The 21087-nt window shown below is 41.1% G+C and carries 19 protein-coding genes; 5 read left to right on the top strand and 14 right to left on the bottom strand.

Annotated features, from left to right (window positions below; translation table 11 throughout):
- Positions 1–6: 6 nt before the first annotated feature.
- A complete protein-coding gene (locus BM398_RS12380) occupies positions 7–1755 on the bottom strand; it encodes a nicotinamide-nucleotide amidohydrolase family protein (RefSeq protein WP_175531934.1) in 1749 nt (582 codons plus the stop codon).
- A gap of 198 nt (positions 1756–1953) precedes the next feature.
- Positions 1954–2634, bottom strand: a complete 681-nt coding sequence (locus BM398_RS12385) for a DNA alkylation repair protein (RefSeq protein WP_092337940.1) — start codon at positions 2632–2634, stop codon at positions 1954–1956.
- 505 nt (positions 2635–3139) lie between these two features.
- Between BM398_RS12385 and BM398_RS12390 the strand changes: the two genes are divergently transcribed.
- From BM398_RS12390 to BM398_RS12410, 5 genes are read left to right on the top strand one after another with little or no spacing between them, the layout of a single operon-like run.
- Positions 3140–3511, top strand: coding sequence for a GntR family transcriptional regulator (locus BM398_RS12390; RefSeq protein ID WP_026655267.1), 372 nt, complete (start codon positions 3140–3142; stop codon positions 3509–3511).
- Between the two features lie 18 nt (positions 3512–3529).
- Positions 3530–4447 carry an ATP-binding cassette domain-containing protein gene (locus BM398_RS12395; RefSeq protein ID WP_092337941.1) on the top strand — a complete coding sequence of 306 codons (918 nt, stop codon included), beginning with the start codon at positions 3530–3532 and terminating at the stop codon, positions 4445–4447.
- Positions 4448–4463: 16 nt separating this feature from the next.
- On the top strand, positions 4464–5132 hold the full coding sequence (locus BM398_RS12400; protein WP_092337942.1) for a hypothetical protein: 669 nt from the start codon (positions 4464–4466) through the stop codon (positions 5130–5132).
- A gap of 1 nt (position 5133) precedes the next feature.
- Positions 5134–5820, top strand: coding sequence for a hypothetical protein (locus BM398_RS12405; RefSeq protein WP_092337943.1), 687 nt, complete (start codon positions 5134–5136; stop codon positions 5818–5820).
- Between the two features lie 45 nt (positions 5821–5865).
- Entirely contained in the window at positions 5866–6534 is a 669-nt protein-coding gene (locus tag BM398_RS12410; protein ID WP_092337944.1) for a hypothetical protein, read from the top strand.
- Between the two features lie 13 nt (positions 6535–6547).
- On the opposite strand, the gene BM398_RS12415 is transcribed toward BM398_RS12410, so the two are convergent.
- The 12 genes from BM398_RS12415 to BM398_RS12470 form a co-directional block, all read right to left on the bottom strand.
- A complete protein-coding gene (locus BM398_RS12415) occupies positions 6548–7798 on the bottom strand; it encodes a GDSL-type esterase/lipase family protein (RefSeq protein ID WP_175531935.1) in 1251 nt (416 codons plus the stop codon).
- Positions 7755–8696 (bottom strand): type I phosphomannose isomerase catalytic subunit, encoded by a 942-nt coding sequence (locus BM398_RS12420; RefSeq protein ID WP_092337946.1) that lies wholly within the window; start codon positions 8694–8696, stop codon positions 7755–7757. Before BM398_RS12420 ends, BM398_RS12415 begins: the two co-directional genes overlap by 44 nt.
- Positions 8697–8705: 9 nt before the next feature.
- The gene (locus BM398_RS12425) at positions 8706–9881 is read right to left on the bottom strand and encodes a glycoside hydrolase family 130 protein (RefSeq protein ID WP_092337947.1); all 1176 of its coding nucleotides are present in this window, start codon (positions 9879–9881) and stop codon (positions 8706–8708) included.
- Entirely contained in the window at positions 9871–11037 is a 1167-nt protein-coding gene (locus BM398_RS12430) for an AGE family epimerase/isomerase (protein ID WP_092337948.1), read from the bottom strand. Before BM398_RS12430 ends, BM398_RS12425 begins: the two co-directional genes overlap by 11 nt.
- Before the next feature lie 6 nt (positions 11038–11043).
- Positions 11044–11880 (bottom strand): carbohydrate ABC transporter permease, encoded by an 837-nt coding sequence (locus BM398_RS12435; RefSeq protein ID WP_027208195.1) that lies wholly within the window; start codon positions 11878–11880, stop codon positions 11044–11046.
- Positions 11881–11924: 44 nt separating this feature from the next.
- Positions 11925–12884: a carbohydrate ABC transporter permease gene (locus tag BM398_RS12440; protein WP_092337949.1), complete on the bottom strand. Its 960-nt coding sequence runs from the start codon at positions 12882–12884 to the stop codon at positions 11925–11927.
- A gap of 85 nt (positions 12885–12969) precedes the next feature.
- Positions 12970–14415 carry an ABC transporter substrate-binding protein gene (locus BM398_RS12445; RefSeq protein ID WP_092337950.1) on the bottom strand — a complete coding sequence of 482 codons (1446 nt, stop codon included), beginning with the start codon at positions 14413–14415 and terminating at the stop codon, positions 12970–12972.
- Between the two features lie 276 nt (positions 14416–14691).
- Positions 14692–15717: a LacI family DNA-binding transcriptional regulator gene (locus tag BM398_RS12450; protein ID WP_092337951.1), complete on the bottom strand. Its 1026-nt coding sequence runs from the start codon at positions 15715–15717 to the stop codon at positions 14692–14694.
- Positions 15707–16744, bottom strand: a complete 1038-nt coding sequence (locus BM398_RS12455) for a LacI family DNA-binding transcriptional regulator (RefSeq protein ID WP_092337952.1) — start codon at positions 16742–16744, stop codon at positions 15707–15709. Before BM398_RS12455 ends, BM398_RS12450 begins: the two co-directional genes overlap by 11 nt.
- Before the next feature lie 59 nt (positions 16745–16803).
- Positions 16804–18975: an alpha-galactosidase gene (locus tag BM398_RS12460; RefSeq protein ID WP_092337953.1), complete on the bottom strand. Its 2172-nt coding sequence runs from the start codon at positions 18973–18975 to the stop codon at positions 16804–16806.
- 43 nt (positions 18976–19018) lie between these two features.
- Positions 19019–20101, bottom strand: a complete 1083-nt coding sequence (locus tag BM398_RS12465; protein ID WP_092337954.1) for an SGNH/GDSL hydrolase family protein — start codon at positions 20099–20101, stop codon at positions 19019–19021.
- The gene (locus BM398_RS12470) at positions 20098–21081 is read right to left on the bottom strand and encodes a glycosyl hydrolase (RefSeq protein ID WP_092337955.1); all 984 of its coding nucleotides are present in this window, start codon (positions 21079–21081) and stop codon (positions 20098–20100) included. Before BM398_RS12470 ends, BM398_RS12465 begins: the two co-directional genes overlap by 4 nt.
- Between the last annotated feature and the right edge of the window lie 6 nt (positions 21082–21087).

The raw sequence follows: 21087 nt of genomic DNA on the forward strand, positions 1-21087 counted from the left end.
CGTGAATTATTTGCCTATAATCTCTATTAGTTTGTCCGCCACAAGTTCAGCGACGGCAAGCTTATACTCATATCTTGAGTGTTTCGGGGGTATATTCGCATGATAGCTTCTGTTTCCAAATTTGGAAGCAATCGCAAAATAAACCTCTCCCGGAACGCTGTCATCATTTGAAGGATCGGAATTTCCCATCGTTCCGGTTACTCCGATAGCCACATCCGCTTCATAGATAGCGCCTGCGGAGAATGCCATATCTTCGGCAGTCTCATAGGAATATACTCCGTACTTATCGATAGTTTCCTTAGGAACTCCGTGGAGAACCTTGGCTTCATTACTGTAAGTAATATAAGCGCCCTTCATTACGGCCGATGAGCCCTCTGTATCTGTTATAAGCGAAGCGATAAGCCCCGACGTACAACTTTCCATTGATGTAAAAGATAATCCTCTTTTGATAAGAGTCTCTGTTATCCTTCTGTATTTTGCCCTTACGGTATCTTCAGCTCTTACAACCACTGTTTCTTCTTTCTTCTCAGGTGCTGTATCCTTTGATTTTACATGTTCTGCTTCTTTTTTCTTAGCAGCTGCTGTCTCTTTAGGCTTTGAAACTACGGCCTGTTTAACTCTTGAATTCGAAGCCTCTTTAGGCTTTGAAACCACGGCTTCTTTTGATCTCGAAGACGCTTTTTCCCTAGGGCTTGATTCAACAGACTCTTTTGCCCTTGAAGCTCTTCTCTCTCTCGGACTTGATTCAGGTTCTTCTTTACGTCTTGAAGCTCTGGCACTTCTTGATCTGGATGTTCTTGTATCTTCTTCATCGTCATCAATGTCATTATCGATGTCGTTATCTACATCCATGTCCATATCCATATCGAAGTCTCTGTCCCTGCCTCTGCCCTTGCTCTTTCTCGAATCATTGCTCTTTCTGGAATCAGAGAATTTGATCTCATCGCCGCAGTGAACGTACTTTATCTTGTCCTTCAGAATCTTCTGCATCTCTTCAAACGGCTCAACGCCCGTGCAGTGACCTGTATAGAATACCGATTCGTACTCTGTGAGATCTTTTGCGATATTACGGATCTCCTTGATGTCTTCTTTGGAGTATCCTCTGTCCCTTGCAGTATGGAAACCACTTATTACCGCGTCGGGATCGCTCTTAAATATCGACACATACTTATCCATTATATTCTGAATACCGTGATGTGCACAGCCCGAAAATAATATTTTTTTACCTTCGGTTGAAACAACAAGGCACTGCTCATGAGCAAAATCATCCTCTACAAGCTCTCCGCCATCTTTTATAAAAAGAGTGCTGTTCGTCTGAGGGTTCTCATATCTGTCCCCTATATCGGAAAAGATAGTAAGCTCATCGTCAATTTTTGTTACGCCATCCTCTAAGATTTCCAATTGAGGAAGGTCTTTTACCTTTCTGCTAAGACCAATATATCTGGGTCTTCTTCCGCGCGACGTCGAGTAGAACTTCTGAAAAGCATGTTCACTTATATAAATCGTCGCAGTGTCATTCAGATCTACAAATGAAAGGATACCGCCGCCATGGTCGTAATGACCGTGTGTGATAACAACAGTGTCCACATCCGCCAAATCTATTCCAAGCTGATCTGCATTCTCTACAAGAAGTCCGGATGCTCCGGTATCTACGAGAATCTTATGTTTCTTGGTCTCTACGTAGAAGCACAATCCATGCTCCGGTATGCAGTCATTTTTACCTGCAGTGTTTTCTATAATATTAATAATACGCATACACATTTCTCCTTAACTGCATATTATTGTATCATAAAGATTGATTTATTGCTTCATTCCGCACATATTTTATACTTCTGCACCATAAATGTGTACGATTTTCCATAAAATTTTACCGTTTCCGTTTGCGGAACCCCCCTATCCATCGGCATCTTCAAATTATTACGTGTTGTAAATTTTTTTTTAATTTACGCTTAATCAACAATTTCTGAGATAGTCTTTCTGCTCTTTGGATATCCGATAGCTTTCAATCGCCTTTCTGACAGTCTTTTTCTTAACATCGGGATCAAGTTTATCGTCTCTTATGTATGGAAGCGCATCGTCATAGCGAAAGCTGAGCGCAGTCGCAAAATACCACGCTATCATCATCTGAATGTAATATTCATCAGACCTGATCAGCGATACTCTCTCAAGATATTCCGGTTTAAAATCCTCCTCAAGATAATGCTTCATAAGCATACCTATGCCGAATCGCACTGTATATGTCTTATCCGAATCGAGCCATTCGTATATCTTCTTTACAAGTTCATCTTTGTTTTTCTTAAATACCGCCGGCAACATCTGATCGCAGGTTGCCCAGTTATCAACGTACGGAAGGAATTTTTCAACTTCAAAAACGCAGCTTTCATATTCTTTTATCCCGGATATTATGAAGGCATGGAGCTGGTTCTCGTCGTAATATCTGTGCGGAAGCTCCTGTAAAAAAGCCGTGCACCCTTCCTCATCTTTTGCAACCTCTTTTGCAAACTTCTTAAGCGCAGGAGTTCTCACGCCGAGCACCTTATCGGGATTGACTGTAGGAATTAGCTTTCTGTGAAATGCTGCGTACTTATCGTCTTTTAGTTCAAAGAGCCTTGCTCTTATCTCGTCTGTTGTCATATTTTCCTCCACATATCAGATTATATCCGATACACATGCAAACAGTAAAGCGAGGATCATATAGTGACAGGCCATCCATTCTATATGTCCTCGCTTTTCCTTGGGGTATTTACATTTATTAGAGTGTGATCAGATTATTATGTTTTTATACCACCCCCTTTCAATAGCTATCGATTATTTCATCTTTCTTTTGCCAAACTCTCTGCGGAGCTGTATAAAAGCAATTACGGCACAAATAAAAAGATTAATAAAAAGTTAATAGTATTCCGTAGGTAAATTTTTTTGTCTTCATTCTCAGATAAATCCCTTCATGTCATTTAATTTGCCGCTATACTATGTTTGTCGTAGTACGTCTGTAATAGTATTAATACTACGTCAGTCGTAATATGTCAATATATTTTTTGAAATATTGAATTTGACATCTATGTGTTATTAGTGTATATATAACACATAAACAGTTTCATCTGAATCAATAACACTAACTGTATTTTTAATGAGGAATCATATGAAAATCTCACAGAATTCAGGTGTGCCAATCTACCAGCAGATTGCTGACTATTTCCGCGGTGAGGTACTTGAAGGGCGAATCGGTCAGGGTGAATACCTGCCATCGATACGGGGACTTGCCAAGGAACTTAAGATCAGCGTCATCACAACCATAAAGGCATATGAACAGCTTGAAAGCGAAGGGCTTGTAACAGCCGTCCAAGGAAAAGGTTATTACGTAAATGCCCAGGACACCGAAATGCTCAAAGAACAGCATATCCGCAAGGTTGAAGACGCACTTCTTGATGCGATCAAATTTGCAAAGATCGCGAAGATGTCAGACAGCGAGCTTATCAGCACACTAAAGACATTACAGAAATTGGATAATTAATAACGGAGGCATTAAGCTATGAAAGCAGAAGCAGTCATCTCATGTAAAAACATCAGTAAAAAATACCGTCATTTCGAGCTTAATATTGACAGTATCGATTTTCCCAAAGGATTCGCAACTGCACTTATCGGCGAAAACGGCGCAGGTAAGACTACTTTGCTCGAAATGATCGCAGGTATAAAGCAGGTTCATAAAGGCGAAATCACTTACTTTGGTAATTACACGGAAAAAGACAGGGAAAACGATCCTTACGTCAAAGAACACATCGGCTATACCGGTACCGACAAGCACTACTTCCTCCCCCACTGGACACTCAAGCAGACAAAAGAGATCCAGTCTGTATTGTTCGATAATTTCGACGGAGAAAAATACGATCAGATCTTAGAAGATCTTGCGGTAACAAGCAGCTCACGTTCGGGTAAAGACAAAAAAGTAAGTAGTCTCTCAGATGGAAACCGCATAAAGCTCATGCTTGCAGGTGTTCTTGCAAGAGATACCAAGCTCCTTCTCATGGATGAGCCCGCTTCTCCGCTTGATCCGCTTATGAGAGAAAGACTGTGTTCAATGCTCCGTGAATACCTCGCTTCTTCAGAGGATAACGACAGATCGGTCATCTTCTCCACTCACAACATCTCTGACATGGAGAACGTGACAGACTATGCGATCATAATCGAAAACGGAACCGTTGTTGAACAGGGCTTCGTCGAAGACCTAAAGGAAAAGTATGTCTTTGTACGCGGTGAAAAGAAAGACGAAGAAGCCGCAAAGCATATCCTTTATGATATGACTTCAAACACCTACGGTTATGAGGGCCTTTGCCTCAGCGAAAACATTGATAAGCTTGCAAGAATGGATGTCGAAACCTCTATTCCCACCCTTTCACAGCTTGCCGTCGGCATAATGCGCGCATACACAAAGCTTAAGTCATATCGCTGATCGGAGGAGTATATAAATGAAACACCTATCAAGAATGATAACCGCACATAATTGCTTTTGCAGTTTTTTATATAACATTGCAATGCTTGTTATCATGCCTGCTCTTCTTGTTCCTTTTGCATTGGTAATTATGTCATTTGACAACTATCTGGGTATAGTAATCATGATGACGCTTCTTTCATGTTTTACCTTATTAGCTGACTATATGCCTTTTAACGGAATTACCGCAAAAGGATTTTTCCTTGGAATAATAAAAACATCAACTCACGTTGACAACTTTATGAAGGACGCAATAATTGCAGACCAGATAAGAAGATTTATACAGATAGCCATTCCTCCGATACTAAGCCTGATCATAGCAATAATAAGCTCATTCAATGGTATAGATATACGTTTTCTGACATTTATCTCAACCATTATTTTTCTAAACTATAGCATTACGACAGGCATCATTACATTTATGAGAAATATTCTGTCAAACAATGTACACGCGTATATATCGCTCACACTAACCGCAATAATTGGCGCACTTAACTCAGGCATGATGTTCCTGTTTTTACATGATTCCATTCATATACCATTTATGATATGGCTTCCGATAACTTTTATTTTATCTGTGATAATCAGCATTTTTGCGTTTAGTTATACAACAGATCGTTGCTTTACTAACATCAAGGAGTATTGACATGAAAAAAGAAATCAAGAAAATAATAACTATTATAAAAGCCGCTCCACAATTAAAAACACGAATAATCAGTGCATTGCTCTTCTTGATTGCAGGAGTATGTTTCGAGATAACTGCAAAGACATCAAGTACATATAACATTCTGGGCTTAGTTTATCTTTCCAACGTTACCGGACAAATATACCAGACCATAATGTCGGTTAGTTGCACCGGACTTGGCCAAACATCCTCATCAGCAAAAAAACTCCAAATTAATGTTCCCTTTTATATAAAATTACTTGTGAACAGTATCCTCTTTTTTATTGTTTCCTTTAACAGCGTTTATATTGCAAGTAAACCTGCGCTTGATATGTCTATAAAAGAAAGCATCAGCTTACAATGCTTTTATATTCTAATGTTTAGCACAATATGCTTCCTTTCATCCATATATGAAATTTTAAGTCATAAATTCTTTGGTCCTTCTCTTGTTGGTATGATATTATTTTCATTTATTTTTATAACTATGATTACTTATTCAATAGTACATCCTCAATCTTTTTTTAATATTACTAATCTCACATTTCCAATTGCTATTACTTTAGGCTTTCTTATTCTAATAGCAGGTTCACTACTCTCAACTCTTTTCGCAAACCTGCTATATAAATACCCTATATCAGCACATGTAATGAGGGTTAATAATAAAACTTAAGGAAAAAACTAAAAAATTGCCTTCTATTCATCAAGGAGATCAGACATGAAAAAAGAAATAACGAAAATAATGACTATTATAAAAGCGGCTCCACAATTAAAATCCCAGATTTTCACCGCACTGCTTTTATTTGCTTCAGGAGCGTTATGTGAATTTTCTTCAACTTTAGGTAATGCCGGCATATTGGGAACAATTACTTGTACAAGCGTGATATATCAATCAATTATGATATCAAACGGAAGCAGCATAGTTCAAACCTCGGCATCTGCCAAAAAATTTCAGACCCTATATCCATTAATTATACAAATACCCTATAACATTATTATATTTGCAATGCTCTCCTGGCACAGAATTTATCTTGCAAGTAAGCCATTAAACGATATGCCGGCAAATCGCAACTATGCTATACAATGTGGTTTAATTATCTTGTATAGCATATTGATTCTTTTCACTATTTTTTTTGAAATTATCTGTTCCAGATTTTTGGTTATAGGAGTAATATTTATGAGTCTTACTATAGTTCCAATAGTATTTTCAACAAGTTTTATTGGTTCACACATGCCGACATTTCTATACAAGCTTACCCTGACAAATTCTGTCACCACAGGATTAGTGATAATAATATTAGGTGCACTGCTATCTATTCCGGCAGCAAACCTATTCTATAAGTATCCAATATCCGCACATGTTATGAGAGCAAACAACAAAGCCTAAGCAGCAACTCTTTTTATCGTACCCCCAATATCGCCTCTATCTTCTTCACCAATGATTCTGCTGCCTTTTTGTGAGCCGGATGGCCGGGATGCGATCTCGAGCCAAACTCTCCTGCAAGTGTAGGCGGCAGCTGATGATAATATACCTTGCTGTCGTTTTCCTGCTTGGAATACTCAGCAACTGCCGCTGACAACAGGTTTGTCATCTGAATGTTGATTATATCCGAATCCTGAAGCAGCATTCCGTAAGCCCATATTATTATGGCACCTTGGCGCTTCTCTCTGACCTTTTTCAAAAAAGCTTTTGCGCCGTTCTTAAGCGCTGCCACATCCTCCGACGGGATCTCACCTTTTTCATTCAGATAGTGAATATTATCACTTCCCATGCTCCTTGCAGCATCGTAATCGCTTTCAGAATACGTACCGCCATCCCTAGCAGCTTCATGACTGCTTAAAGAATATGCACCGGCATCATTCGTACCCAAATTGATGATAACGATATCAGGTTCAAAAAGAGAGAAATCATATTTCTCATGAGCCCCAATCTCGCAAGCTTTTCCTGCCGGAACAAGACCGCATACCTCCTCATAGAATGACGGCATGTTTTCTTTCGGATTGCCATACCATGACCACATAAAACCGTAGCCGCTTTGGCTGAATACTTCGTAGTCGGCTCCAAGTTTTTGAGAAGTCATATATGTATAATTATCGAAAGCATCAAAACATGCGCTATTCCAGTCCTGTTCACAGACAGGCCCCATGCAGCCTTCGCCTGATGTTATACTGTCTCCTATGAACTCAATCCTATGCCCCGGTTCATCAACAATTTCAAATGTACCATCGGTAATAACAGATTCAATCCGGATCAGCGTATCACCATCCGCGGCCATAGCGGGTGTATCTCGTATGATCTTGATATTTCTGAGCGGAATATCGCTTTCGCCAGGTCCCGCGTTTCCTTGCCAGATCGTGATCTCATTTATTCCCTTTTCGAGCGGTCTCTTCTGATATCTTACGCCTTCAACAAGGACATCAATCCACGGCTCAAAGACTGAATAGTCTGCGTAACAACGAAGTTTCACCACAGTGGCACGTACATTCATTTCTATTCCCGAACCATTCCAGAACAGCGTTAAAGGATCAAGACATGCAGTTCTCCTGCCATGAATCTTCAATTTTTCTATTTCTGAAATTTTATACTCTCTAAGCATATTCTCATCCTTAAATATACGTGAAAAGTGCCTCACACTCTCCGCAAATCTCATAATTCCCATCACCGGCGGGGAGGAAGAAGCTGTCGCCCTTTTTAAATCTCACATCCTCGTTGTCATTCTTTATTTCCCCTTCTCCCGAAAGGAACAGAATATGTAAAAACGAGTTCTCGTCAACCGTACCGCTAAGCTTATTCATGATCTTACCGCTTAGATTGACTTTATCAACCGTAAAATATTTGCAATTTCCGATATGCGGTTCAGGTCTCGGGACCTTTTTGGCCGGAAAAAGATCGGTCACTTCAAGCGCTTTTTCTATATGGAGTTTACGCAGATTCCCGTTTTTATCGCGTCTTCCGTAATCATACACTCTGTAAGTGATATCCGAATTTTCCTGAATTTCTGCAAGAAGAATCCCCTCACCGATTGCATGCAGAGTATCCGCCTCAATAAAAACCACATCCCCCTTGCTTACGGGATAAGCATTAAGCACTTCGGTAAGAGTCTGATTCTCTATGCGCTTTCGAAACTCTTCTTTGGAAATCTCGCGCTTAAAACCATAATACAAAAAAGCGTCATCTTTGGCATCAATTATATACCACATCTCCGTCTTTCCGTACTGCCCTTCTTTTTTCAGAGCGTAATCATCTGACGGATGAACCTGCAATGACAGATTTTTTCTTGCATCAATAAGCTTGATAAGTATTGGAAAGTCCCTGAATTTCTTGCAGTTTTTTCCAAGAACATTCTTACCTTTTTCATTTATATAATCTGTGAGCGTCTTTCCCGCAAACTCACCGTTTTCAATCACAGACTCGCAACCGGGATAACATGACAACTCCCAGCTTTCCGCGGTCACATCGCCTGCCGGTCTTTTACCGAATTCGTCGACAAGGCGGTTTCCTCCCCACAGATAATCTTTGGTGGGAGCCTGTAGTTTCAATACTGCCATATTTGCTCCTTAAATCTCATTTTTTAAAACTTCAAGATTTTTCTTTATAAGCTCGTATCTTTGCTGCACGCAAAGCACGCTTCTGCCCGGATCTTCGGGAGTTCCAAAGACATAACCGCTAAGAAGTTCAATACTTGTTTTGGCAACATACACCCTTGTATCGCTGCCCGCATAATAAAGAAGAATATCGCCGTTTTCTTCTACTATCGCGCCGTTTGAGAATACAACGTTTGAAACGTCTCCTACTCTCTCCCATCCAAGCGGTCCAAGAAGAAGTCCTCCGGGCTCCGCTATAACTTTTCCGGGATCGTTTAGATCTGTTGCATAGGCATAAAGGACGTATCTTAGTCCTGCTGCCGTATTTCTTACGCCGTGCGCGATATGAAGCCATCCTTTGTCTGTTTTTATGGGCACAACACATTCACCGTTCTTGGCTTCCGTGATCTGATGATATCTCCTTCTGCTAAGAATCTTTTCCTCATCTATTACTGCATGTTCAATATCATCGCACAGTCCAAAGCCTATACCCCCGCCGCTTCCGGTATCAATAAAGCTGTCCATTGGACGGGTATAAAAAGCATATTTTCCGTCAACAAACTCAGGATGAAGAACAACATTTCTCTGCTGAGGCGAGCGTTTTGTAACAAGATTCGGAAGTCGCTCCCACTTTTTAAGATCTTTTGTCCTTACAATTCCTGCTGCCGCAACTGCCGCCGAGAGATCGTTTGTGGAATCATCGTGGCTCTCGGAACAGAACACTCCGTATATCCAGCCATCCTCATGCTGCGTAAGCCTCATGTCATAGACATTTGTCTCTTCCTTACAAGTGTCATCAAGCAATATCGGATAATCCCAAAATCTGAAATTGTCTATGCCGTTATCACTTTCAGCAACTCCGAAAAAAGACTTTCTGTCATTGCCTTCTATTCTGGCAACAAGATAATACTTCCCATTAAGCTTAATGGCTCCTGAATTTAGAACTGCATTTATCCCAAGCCTCTCCTGAAAATTCGGATTACTCTTTATATCAAGATCGTATTTCCACGTAAGCGGAATATGCTGTCTTGTAAGAACCGGATATTTATATCTTGTATATACTCCGTTATAAAAATCCGTAAGTTCATTCTTCCGCGACATGAGCTTTTCCTGTCTGTCTTTTTCAATGTAATATCTCTCATGTAACATTTCTTGTTATTACCTCCAAACACATTCTTCCGTTATGATATGGACACTTCCACGGCTCAACTATAGGCTCATCCTTCGCGGGTACGCCGTTTTTATCGACATACCAGAACCACTCAGATCCAGGTCTCTTATCGATGACAAATTCTTTTATGTAATCCCAAAGAGCCCGTGCCGCCTCAAGATATTCTTTTTTCTCGGGATGTCTTTCGTATGCATCAAGAAATCCATTGATTCCTTCAGCCTGCACCCACCAGACTCTGTCCTCTTTTACAACTGAATTCTGTCCCTCGACGGGAATTGATTTTCCGTCAAAAGCAACTTTATATACTTCACTCGCCATCTCCTCCGTCATTCTGCCGATCTTTGCCGAAAGGTCACCGTCACCCAGAATATCGGTTGTCCTATTTATCAGCCATGCTGCTTCTATGTCATGTCCGTAGGAATAAAGATCGACCAGGCTGTTATAATCTTTGTCAAAAAAGACTTCCTGTCTGCGAAGCTTTGGATTGTATATCTTGGTACTTACTATTTTCAGGATCTCATATAATGATTTTCTGACTCTGCCATCCCCCGATACTCTGTAAAGTTCCGTATATCCTTCCATAACATGCAAAAGAGTATTCATGCTCCTTACCGCATCGGTACCGTTTTCCGACAGTTTTTCATTTGATACAGGCTTGAATTCTCTGTCGAATGCTTCAAGATATCCGCGCTCATCACGCATTTTCTTTTCTATAAGTTCGTAGAGCGAAATAGCCATTTTCAGTGCTTCCCAATCTCCCGATGCATCAAAATATGCAGACAGTCCGTAGATGGTAAAAGCCTGATTATATGTATGTTTTGTAGTATCAAGAGGCTTTCCGTCATAAGATACCGACCAGAATACCCCGCCATATTCATCATCAATGCAATATTTTTTTAAAAACTCATACGCATGCGTAGCCTCGCTTAAAAGCGTTTTATCTACGAGAACTTTGTATGCGCTTGAAAAAAACCATAATATCCTGCTGTTTAGTATGCAGCCCTTTTCATATTTTTTATCAACGGCAAGATCATAGCCCATATAGCCGTAATATCCGCCGAATTCATCGTCTCTTAAACCTTTCCAAAAAGGTATGATCCCATTCAGAAGATGCTCCTTTATTTCACTGACCATTACTTATCACCCCTTTACCGCACCGGCTGCAACGCCGTTATAAATCTGTTTCTGACAAAGCAAGAATATTATCAGAGCAGGAAGAAGTGACATGATCACGCCGGCACAGATAAGATGATACTGATTACCCATGGGGCCCGTGAATGTGTACAATGATGTGGCTACCGTACAGAGTTTTCTTTTATCCTGAAGATACAGGTTCGCGCAATAATACTCGTTGTAAACGCCAACGCCCTTAAGAATCAGATTCGTAACAATCGCAGGTTTTAAGAGCGGAAGCAATATCTTTGCATAAATCTGGAAGTAATTCGCACCGTCCAAAAATGCACTTTCATCAAGCGAAACGGGAAGGTTTTCAAAAAACTGAATGTAGATGTAAATTGACATTACATCCGTTCCCATCATCATGATGATGTAGCCGTACAAAGTATTTACAAGTCCGAGATTTACCATTATTTCATATACCGAAACCTGCATGGCAATTCCCGGAAGAAGCGCCGCAAAAGTAAACAGATTCCTGATAAGCGCATTGCCGGGAAAGCTAAAGCGATTTAGAACATATGCAAGCTGAGAGCCTATCATGGTCGATCCCGCAAGTACAAATAAAAGAATTATTCCCGAGTTAATAAATGCCAGTCCCATATTTGCCTGAGCAAAAGCCTGAACATAATTGTTAAAATTAAAAAAGTTTTCCGGAAGTGTCATAACATTGGTGCTCTGATACTCAACCTCTGTTTTCAGCGAAGTTATGACACAGGATACTATTGGAAGTACCGCCAAAAAAGCACAAAGCGCAACAGAAGCATACTTTATGATTCCCCAAACAATATCACCAATACTCATCTTTTTCTTCGGAACAACACTTGCAATTACTGTATCTGATGACATTATCTACCTCCTCTATGCATCTGCATTCTTGCCTTCTCTTCCCTTTTACGTTGTTTCTTAAACTCTCTGTCATCTATATCCGTTCCCGCATTTCTGAACAGGAACTTGAATATTGCATCCTGAATAAATTTGGCAATGAAGATAATCACAAGAAGGAATACCGCCATCGCACTGGCAAGTCCGACCTTCTGACTTGTATGAGCAATATCATTCATTACTACAAAGAATGTTCCCGTGCCGTTTGCACCGCTTGTTATAACAAAAGGCGGCTCAAATGCCGAAAGAGATCCTGTAATAGCCAAGATTACATTCAGTGTTACTATTGTCTTTATGCTCGGTAAAATGATGTGCCAGAACGTCTGCCACTTATTTGCGCCATCTATCGACGCCGCTTCATAAAGCGTACTGTCCACCGACATCATTGCCCCAAGAAAAAGAACCATTGTCGAGCCCAGGTATCTCCATACCGACGAGTATACGAGCGACCAGTTGTTTATCGATTGGTCTTTTAACCAATACGGAAGACTGTCCGGATTGAAGCCTATCGCTTGGAGAACCGTGTCCAGAACAAATCCTCTTGTGTAAAAAAACTTAAAAATGAATCCGATAGCTATACCGTTTATCAGATAAGGGAAGAAAATAAATCCCTTCCAGAAGTTTTCAGCTTTTACCTTAAAGCAGAATATTGTAGCAAGATATAATGCAAGAAATACCTGAATTACCGCTCCGACCATGTAATATAGAGACAGTAGCAGCGTTCTCAGAATATCTTCACGTTTAAAAATCTGTATATAGTTTTTGAATCCCACGAATTTCCTAGGTCCTATGTATTTCATGTTATAAAAGCTGAACTGGACCATTTTGCCAAAAGGATAATATGTGAACAAAATCAGTAATCCTACCGGAATAATGAGAAATGTTAATATTACCTGCACCTGTTTCCACTTTCTTTTGTTCATAGGGTTATCTCACTTTCTTTCTATAAGTTGAGGCGGAATCATACAATTCCGCCCCTCCCCCGCAGCTCATAAAAAAATTTATAAATCAGTTGTCTGTATCAACTCCGTTAAGTTCCTGTGCTTCTGTCCACGCTTTATTCCAGCTGTCCATGATCTGATCAAAAGTCATATCCCCGTTGGAAGCATGCTCAATGATTGCCTGAACTTTCTTGTCACCACCGTTGTTAATGCTAAGTTCCGAATCGGAATTCAGTGTATCTTTAAGATCTTCTTCTCCCGCAAGTGCAGGTTCGTCGGAAACATATTCAACTCCGTCAAATGCCGCATAAAGATCGGGATATTTGTCATCTTCGGCATTGATAGGAATACCGCCTTCATTGTATGAGAATCCCGACTCGTTTGTCATCCACTTTACAAAGAGAAGTGACGCCATACGATTGTCATCGCTTGCATCCTTGTTGATTCCGAATGCATAATCAGGACCTGCCGTAGCATACTGCTTGCCGTTAACCGTGATAGGGAAACTCATATATCCGATGTCTTCAGGCTTGTCTCCTGCTGCCTGCATCTGTGAATATGCCCATGAGCCAAGTACCATAGTTCCGATCTCACCTCTGTTAAGCATGCCCTTGCAGCCTTCCCAGTCTGTAGTTGAATAGTCATCCTCGATAAGACCTTTAGCAACCGCATCATAAAGGACTTTGTACACATTGTATGCATGTGATCCGTCACCGGGATCTGCGAAGGGATTTGCCGTATGAGCAAGCTTCTGATTCATGTATGTTGCATCACCTGTAGCAGTTCCCGCAATATATGCATCCCATGCTCCCATTGTCCAGCCTGCGGCATAGTTTGTATAAAGAGGGATCGCATCCGTCTTTTCTTTTATCAGAGTTAAGTCATTTATGAATTCCTCAGGTGTCTTTGGTAATGTTGTGATTCCTGCCTTCTCAAATACTGCCTTGTTGTAAAGAACACCCTGAGCATTTCCCGTAGACGGAACCCCGTAACATACTCCGTCATACTGCTTGTCCGTAGCAAAACGGATGGCACCTTTCATCTGATCGACCGTTCCGTACGGCATGAAATAATTTGAAAGCTCAGATGCATCAATTGCCGGGATCATCATGATATCGCCCCATTCACCGCCCTGAAGACGAAGAAGCGAATCTTCCGCATAATCTGTAATACCTTCGATATCTACTGTAATTCCGGGATAAATCTTATTAAATTCCGCAATATAGTCTTTCCAGCTTTTTCCCGTATAATCATCCCCAAGCATGTCCGTTCTGTGAGTCAAAACCTTGATCGTAGTCTTGATATCTTTCCCCGTCTCACCCAGAACAACAGATGTATAGTTGTTATCCGCAGTATCTGCAGTGCCACCGTTACCAGCATTACCGGAATTTCCGGAAGCCTCGGAACCTGCCGTTCCCGGTTCCGTACCTGCACTCGGTGAAGAGCCACATGCGACGAGAGATGCAGCCACAGCTGCAGCAGCCAATAGAGCAATAGTCCTTTTTAAATTCATTTCATTCACCCCTTTTAATTAATTTAAGTAAAACCATGGTTCCAATACATTGTTCTTAAGTTAATTAATATTATATTTGTTCATCACCATTTTTCAATAGCACTTTTACAAAATTCAGTAAAAAAGAGCCGTTTCGTTAATCCTCAACAAAACGACTCCTTAAATATTGTTAATTATTTATAGACAAGCCTTCTTAAATTAACTTAAATTAATTAAAGCAAAAAAAGACCAATCACTCGCGAAATGCCCACGCGCGAACGATTGGCCTTTCCACTATCAGACAGCTCTCACAGAGTCCCCGACGATCAGCTTTCCGCGTATCATCGCGGAGCTGAAAGGCATATCGGGATTACGAAGTCTCTGCGTCAACAGCTCCATTGCCTTACTTATCATTACACTAAGATCTATTTCATAACTTGAAAGTTCAATGCTCTTGTTCATATCGGGAACATAATTATCAAATCCAATGACAGAAATATCCTTGGGAACTTTGTATCCTTTTTCTTTCAAATGCTCGATAAGCAAAAGCGCAGATACATCACAATTGCAGAAAAATGCTGTCGGCATCTCTTTTGCCGAAGGAAGCGCAAATGTCCCCTCTGCGTCAAGATTACCATATTTATCCCTGTCATTGATCACCAATGGATTATCCCTAAACTCAACATCCAGACCTGCCGATGACAGGAACTTACACATTCCTATATACCGCTCGTCAATACTCGGTGTCACCTTCAAAGTACCGACAAATCCGATTTTCCTGTGTCCTTTATCAAACAGATATCTGGTAATCTCATACCCTCCGAGGATATTATCGGTTATCACCGCATCACCTTCTATCTCCTCATATAAAGAATCCAGCGAAAGCATCGGTATCTTGGCTTTGTTTCTAAGCATACGAAGATATCCGACATTGAAAGCTCCAAGAATTATCAGTCCATCCACACTCTCCTGTGCAATGAGATTGGGAACACTTTCGGACTCTTCCGCCTCTCTGTTTATAACCTCCAAAAGAGTAAGAATTCTTTTATCATTTGACTGCACCGATAATTCTTTATAAATGTGCCAGTAGAATGACCTACTGTGATTCAGATATCTTTCCGCAACTATCACTCCAATTACGGTATTCTTTTTGGAATGATGGTTCTTTTCTTTTCGCACATATCCCATTTTGTCGGCAAGACTTAGTATCTCCTCACGCAGTTCATCACTGACGCCCTTTTTCCCCGCAAGAGCCTTCGACACGGTAACACTGCTTACGCCAAGCTTTTCTGCAATATCAGACAATGTAACATCACTCTGCATTATTATCCCTCAACTCTTTTATCGATGTTCTTTTCACAACGTTGGAATCCACCTCAAATATCGTTCCCGCAAGTGACGGATCCTCTATCTCGTTAATGACCTGCTCCACTGTGAGTCTGGCCATTTTCACAAGATCAACGTTGTAAGTTGTAAGCTTTCCTTCAAGATCGCTGTTAAGCAGGTAATTGTCATAACCAACAATTGATATATCTTCCGGAACCCGTTTTCCCTGCTTTTTAAGCGTTTCATACAATAAGCCCGCAGCAAAGTCGCTACTGCACGCAAATGCAGTAGGCAGTTTCTTGGGTAGCTCTATCATAGGAGTTTCGTCATTTCCGCTCCTGTCCGGCAAAAGCCACTCGCGATTCACTTTAAGGCCGTTCTCACGCATGCACTTTTTATATCCATAGTATCTGTCGATTATATTTCTGGAATAATCAAGCGCTCCGACAAATCCAATTTCCTTATGACCTGCTTTAACCAGCTCCTTGGTTGCTCTGTACATTCCGTAATAATTTCCCGACAAGACGGAAGTGTAATTACCTGTCTCAATCTGCTGATCCATGAAAACTACCGGCACTTTAACTGCCGCCAGCAGCCTGTTAAGAAACTTTTCTTTTATAGGTCCTATTATTATCACTCCGTCGGCATCCGTTACAGGCGGAAGTATTTCGTCATCGTCGTAATCCTTGACCATACTCAGCGACGTAAAGCATTCATTTTCAGAAACCGCATAAGCGACCTTCTGATACATCTCCCAGTAAAAAGAAGCGCCTATATAAATATATCTGTCTGAAACAATGACGCTGATGGTCTTTCCTATAAGTTCCGGATTTTCAACCTTTTTAGGCGTAGTCTTCCCGTATTTACTGTAATCAAGCCCCATCTTTGCCGCACATTCTTTTATCTTCGTGCGCATTTCAGCGCTCACTCCGGGTCTGCCCGCCAGTGAATTAGATACTGTAACAACAGATACTCCCAGGCTGTCAGCAATATCTTTTAGTTTTACCTTCTGTTTTGGTCTCATCTGTTATCCTCCGGCTCTTATTATGAATTAAATTAACTTAATAATCAATCCATAACAGTTTATACTGCTGTAATTTTAATGAATTGTGCTTCAAAGTCCTTGCTTCCGGGAATCAAAAGTCCCGCATTCATCAGCACATCTCCGTCATAAACTTTTCCGTTTACATCATATTTCATATCAGAGTCAAGTCCTTCAAGTCTAAGCAATCTGCTTCTTGAAAATGCCTTTGACAATACCTGCATATATATCATAAAAGCTTCCTTTTTGTCTTCGGAAACTATCATATATGCATCATATTCTTTATTTTCCCTGCATGACGCTATCCTGTAATACTCTCCGTCAAGGACCAGTCTTCTTATGCTTTTGTATCTGGCAATCTGCTTTGGAATCTGCTTTAGTTCATCTTCTGAAAGTTTGGTTACATCAAGCTCGTATCCGAAAGTTCCAAACATAGCCGCCACAGCTCTCGACTCAAAAGAAACTTCTCTTCCCGAAATATCATTGGGGCTTTTTGCAACATGAGATCCTATCGCTGATATCGGATAAAGCATTGCAGTTCCTTCCTGAATCGAAAGACGCTCAACAGGATCCATATCATCCGAGCACCATATCTGAGGACTGTAATACAGCATTCCCGCATCAAACCTGGCTCCACCCGAAGAACAGTTCTCGATCAGAACATATGGAAATTCCTTGGTTATCTTTTCCTGAATCTCATATACTCCAAGGACGTGTCTGTGCCAAATCTCCCCCTGCCTGTCTGAAGGAAGATACTCAGAACCGACATCGGAAAGAGACCTGTTCATATCCCACTTAATATATACAACAGGAACTTCACGCAGTATTTTGGCCATACTTTCATAGATATAGTTTCTCACTTCAGGATTGGAATAATCCAAAACCCACTGATCACGCGCTCGCGCAGGTATTCTTCCCACTTGATGTAATATCCAGCCCGGATGTTTTTTATAAAGGTCCGTATCTTCACAGACCATTTCAGGCTCGAACCAAAGTCCGAACTTCATATCTATCTTTTTTAGCTCATCGGTCAGCCCCTTTAGGCCGCCTTCCAGCTTATCTTCATTGACATACCAGTCTCCGAGCCCTCCACTTGGCTGATTTCTGTTATATCCAAACCAGCCGTCGTCAAGAACCTGAAGTTCTATTCCGCACTGCCTTGCCGTCTTTGCAATATCAAGAAGCTTGTCCTTATCAAAATCAAAATATGTTGCTTCCCAGTTATTGATAAGTATAGGTCTTTCCTTGCTCACCCAGTCTTGCCTTATCAGATGTTTCCTAAAAAGCTTATGATAATCTCTTGTCATCTCTCCAAGACCACAGGATGAATAAACGAGAGCCGCCTCAGGCGTTTGAAAAGAGTCTCCCGGTTCAAGCTTCCATGAGAATGTCTCTGGATTTATTCCAATGACCATCCTTATCTGGTCGTGAGCATTTTTCTTTACCTTTGCCATAAAATTGCCGGAGTAAATGAGCTGAGAAGCGTAGACTTCACCGCTTTTCCGGTCGGTATTTTGGGAAACGACAGCCATAAAAGGCATGGAATCATGGCCTTCTTCGCCTCTTGTCGACTCCGCTATTACAGCCGCATGATTAAGAACCGTCCTTTCAATTATGTGCTCTCTCGCCCATGCGCCGCACTGCGTTATAACTTCGCAGTCCCTCATCTCAAAGTCAAGGCAGGAAGACATAGCTCTTTCTATACATAATATTTTCGAGCCCCTATTCTCGATAATTGCAGAACGTATTACGGCATCACAATCATCAAATACGGTAAAAGACAAAGATACAACCAAACCGTAAATCTCATCCTCAAGCCTTATCACAAGCGTATCTGCATTGTCTCCAAAGCATGTAGGAAGTCCCGCAATCTTTGCTTTCCCTTTTACAATCTCATACCCCTTGTATGACAGGTCACATCCTATCTGTCCCGCATCGCTCTTTACAGAAATGCAGCACTCCCTGAAATCACCAATCCCGCCGCAAGGATACTCAAGCTGTATCGCATCCATGAAGCCAAGCTGCTCCGCAGGCCTGATTGACGGAGGAACAATCTCATCAGGTCTTAGCAGATACGAAAGCTCGCTGCTTCTTATCTTTTTGCCGTAATAGATATGTGAAAGATACTTCCCATCCACTACTCCAAGAACATATGATGTATTTTCCGTATCAAGTTTCCATATTTGTTCTCTGTCGTTATATACTATCGCCATCTTTCCTCCAATCTCCTTACCCCGCTGTTGCTCACGCTTTGCTTTAAGATACTATTAATGATAACAGATAAAAGCTGTTTTTATCTGCTTCCGAGGCACTTACTATTTCTATATCCAATATGTGATCTTTTCTTTCGTTTTCGCTCAGCACAGGTTGCAAATAAAGACAATCGCCCCAGTCTTCATCAAAATTCGAATCAAGTACAACAGCTTTTTCCCTGCATCCGTCCAAAACCGCCAGCGCAACGGGAGCAGGTCTGTTTATTGTCTTTCTGTACTGAATGGCAATCGTCCTTGCGCCGCTAAGTTCAAAGTGAATTGAATCACCTTCTTTTGTAGCTATCCAGCCATTTTTAAAGAAGTCAAGATGTCCTTCTTTTTCTCTCGCATCGGCTCTAAAGCCCAATAATATCGGACTGCTGTTTTCGATGGTATATCTTATAGAATCTTCAAAGCGATTTGCTGTTACAGGTTCTTTTCCCTGATCTCTTTCACCCGCAGGTACATCCATACCGCATATTTCACTGATCTTATCCGTTATCTCTTTTGCCAGAAGTTCGTGCCCCAGATCATTTGGATGCAATCCGTCAGGTGTAATATCATTTCTATTATATCTTCCTTCAAGCATTCTCTTATATATCGTATCTTTGATGCTCACGTTGGGAATTCCGTAGTGCTTTCCGACTTCTAAATGTATATCCTCTGCTGTTCTGCCATCGTCATAGTACACATTGTTAAGAAGCAGCATTGCAGGCTCTGTATCTGAGTACCATATTCGTCTTATCAGTCCCTCATATGTTTCTTTAAAAAGCTCTGCCTCTTCATCGTTTACGGAAAAATCCACGATTACAAAGTCAGGTCTGTACATAAGCAGATCCTTATAAACTCTGGACACTCCAAAATATGAGGAGGTTCCGCCTATTCCGGCATTCACATAATGAAACTTTGCATTCGGAAACTCTTTTTTAAACCAATCAAAAACTCTGTGTGCATAGCACAGTTCTGGCTTGGATGACAAAGATCCTTGAGTTATCGAACCTCCAAAGAAGCCAAGTACAAGTTCTTCACCCGCTTTGGCCTTATCAATCAGTTTTTTTATCCGCTTTATTCCTTCTACTTCATTCATATCTTTTTAACCTCATATAGTTTGGGGAGATTATCTTTTGTTACAACATTCGGGCTGTTATATACATCTTTCAAAAATTCAAATGTGTTATATTCTTCTGTTCTGCAAAAATCCAGAGACCATGTCATAAAGCTCGCCCATCCTATATGCTCGCTGTGGACCGCCTCGGGATCCGGAAGAACACCGACTTCCGCTAGAATCATAGGCTTTTTCATCTCGGTTATTTCTTTAAGCGCATTATACTGCTCGGAATATGCCGTATGAACATGTTTATCGGTATAAAGGTCGACCGATATCACATCTACAACGTCGTCTCCCGGATAGAACTCCTTAATATGCGAATTCCACACCCAGATAAGATTGTTAAGATGATGCACGCCCACAAAGCGCTCATACATTATTCTGTACAACTTTTTGACAGGCTCTGATCCTTTCGCGCCCCACCAGAACCATGTTCCGTCACTTTCATGGAACGGTCTCCACAAAATAGGGATCTCTTTTTCGCAAAAAGGCCTCAGTATCCCGGCCATTACGTCAAGATCCGAGATCAATGCATTATATTCAGCAGTGCCCTCGGTTGCAGCTTTTTCAGGGTCAAAAGAAGTATTCTCCGTATAAAAAGCCTTTGACCTGCCGTAAAGAGGTGAGAACCAGTGCCATGTGAATGTGATAAGCCCTTGTTCCTCAGCCCATTCCCAGGCTTTTTTAAGCGTTCCGTTGTTATGAACGATCTCATCCATACATTCATCATCTGAGTCGAGATAGTTTATATTCGGTGAATAAGACAAAAGTTCAAAGCCCAAAAGCGCCGGTCTCTTTCCTGTCTTTTCCTCTATCAGCTTAAGCTCTTCCTGCTCCATCGTCTGCGTATGCTGTCCTGTGATCATCTTTTCATATGTGATCTCGGCCAGATATTTAAGCACATTTCTTGCTCCCTGCTGCATATTCGCGTTACTCGGTTCATAAATCTTGTCACTCATACAATT

This window comes from Butyrivibrio sp. M55 (assembly GCF_900116865.1).
Classification (GTDB): Bacteria; Bacillota; Clostridia; order Lachnospirales; family Lachnospiraceae; genus Butyrivibrio.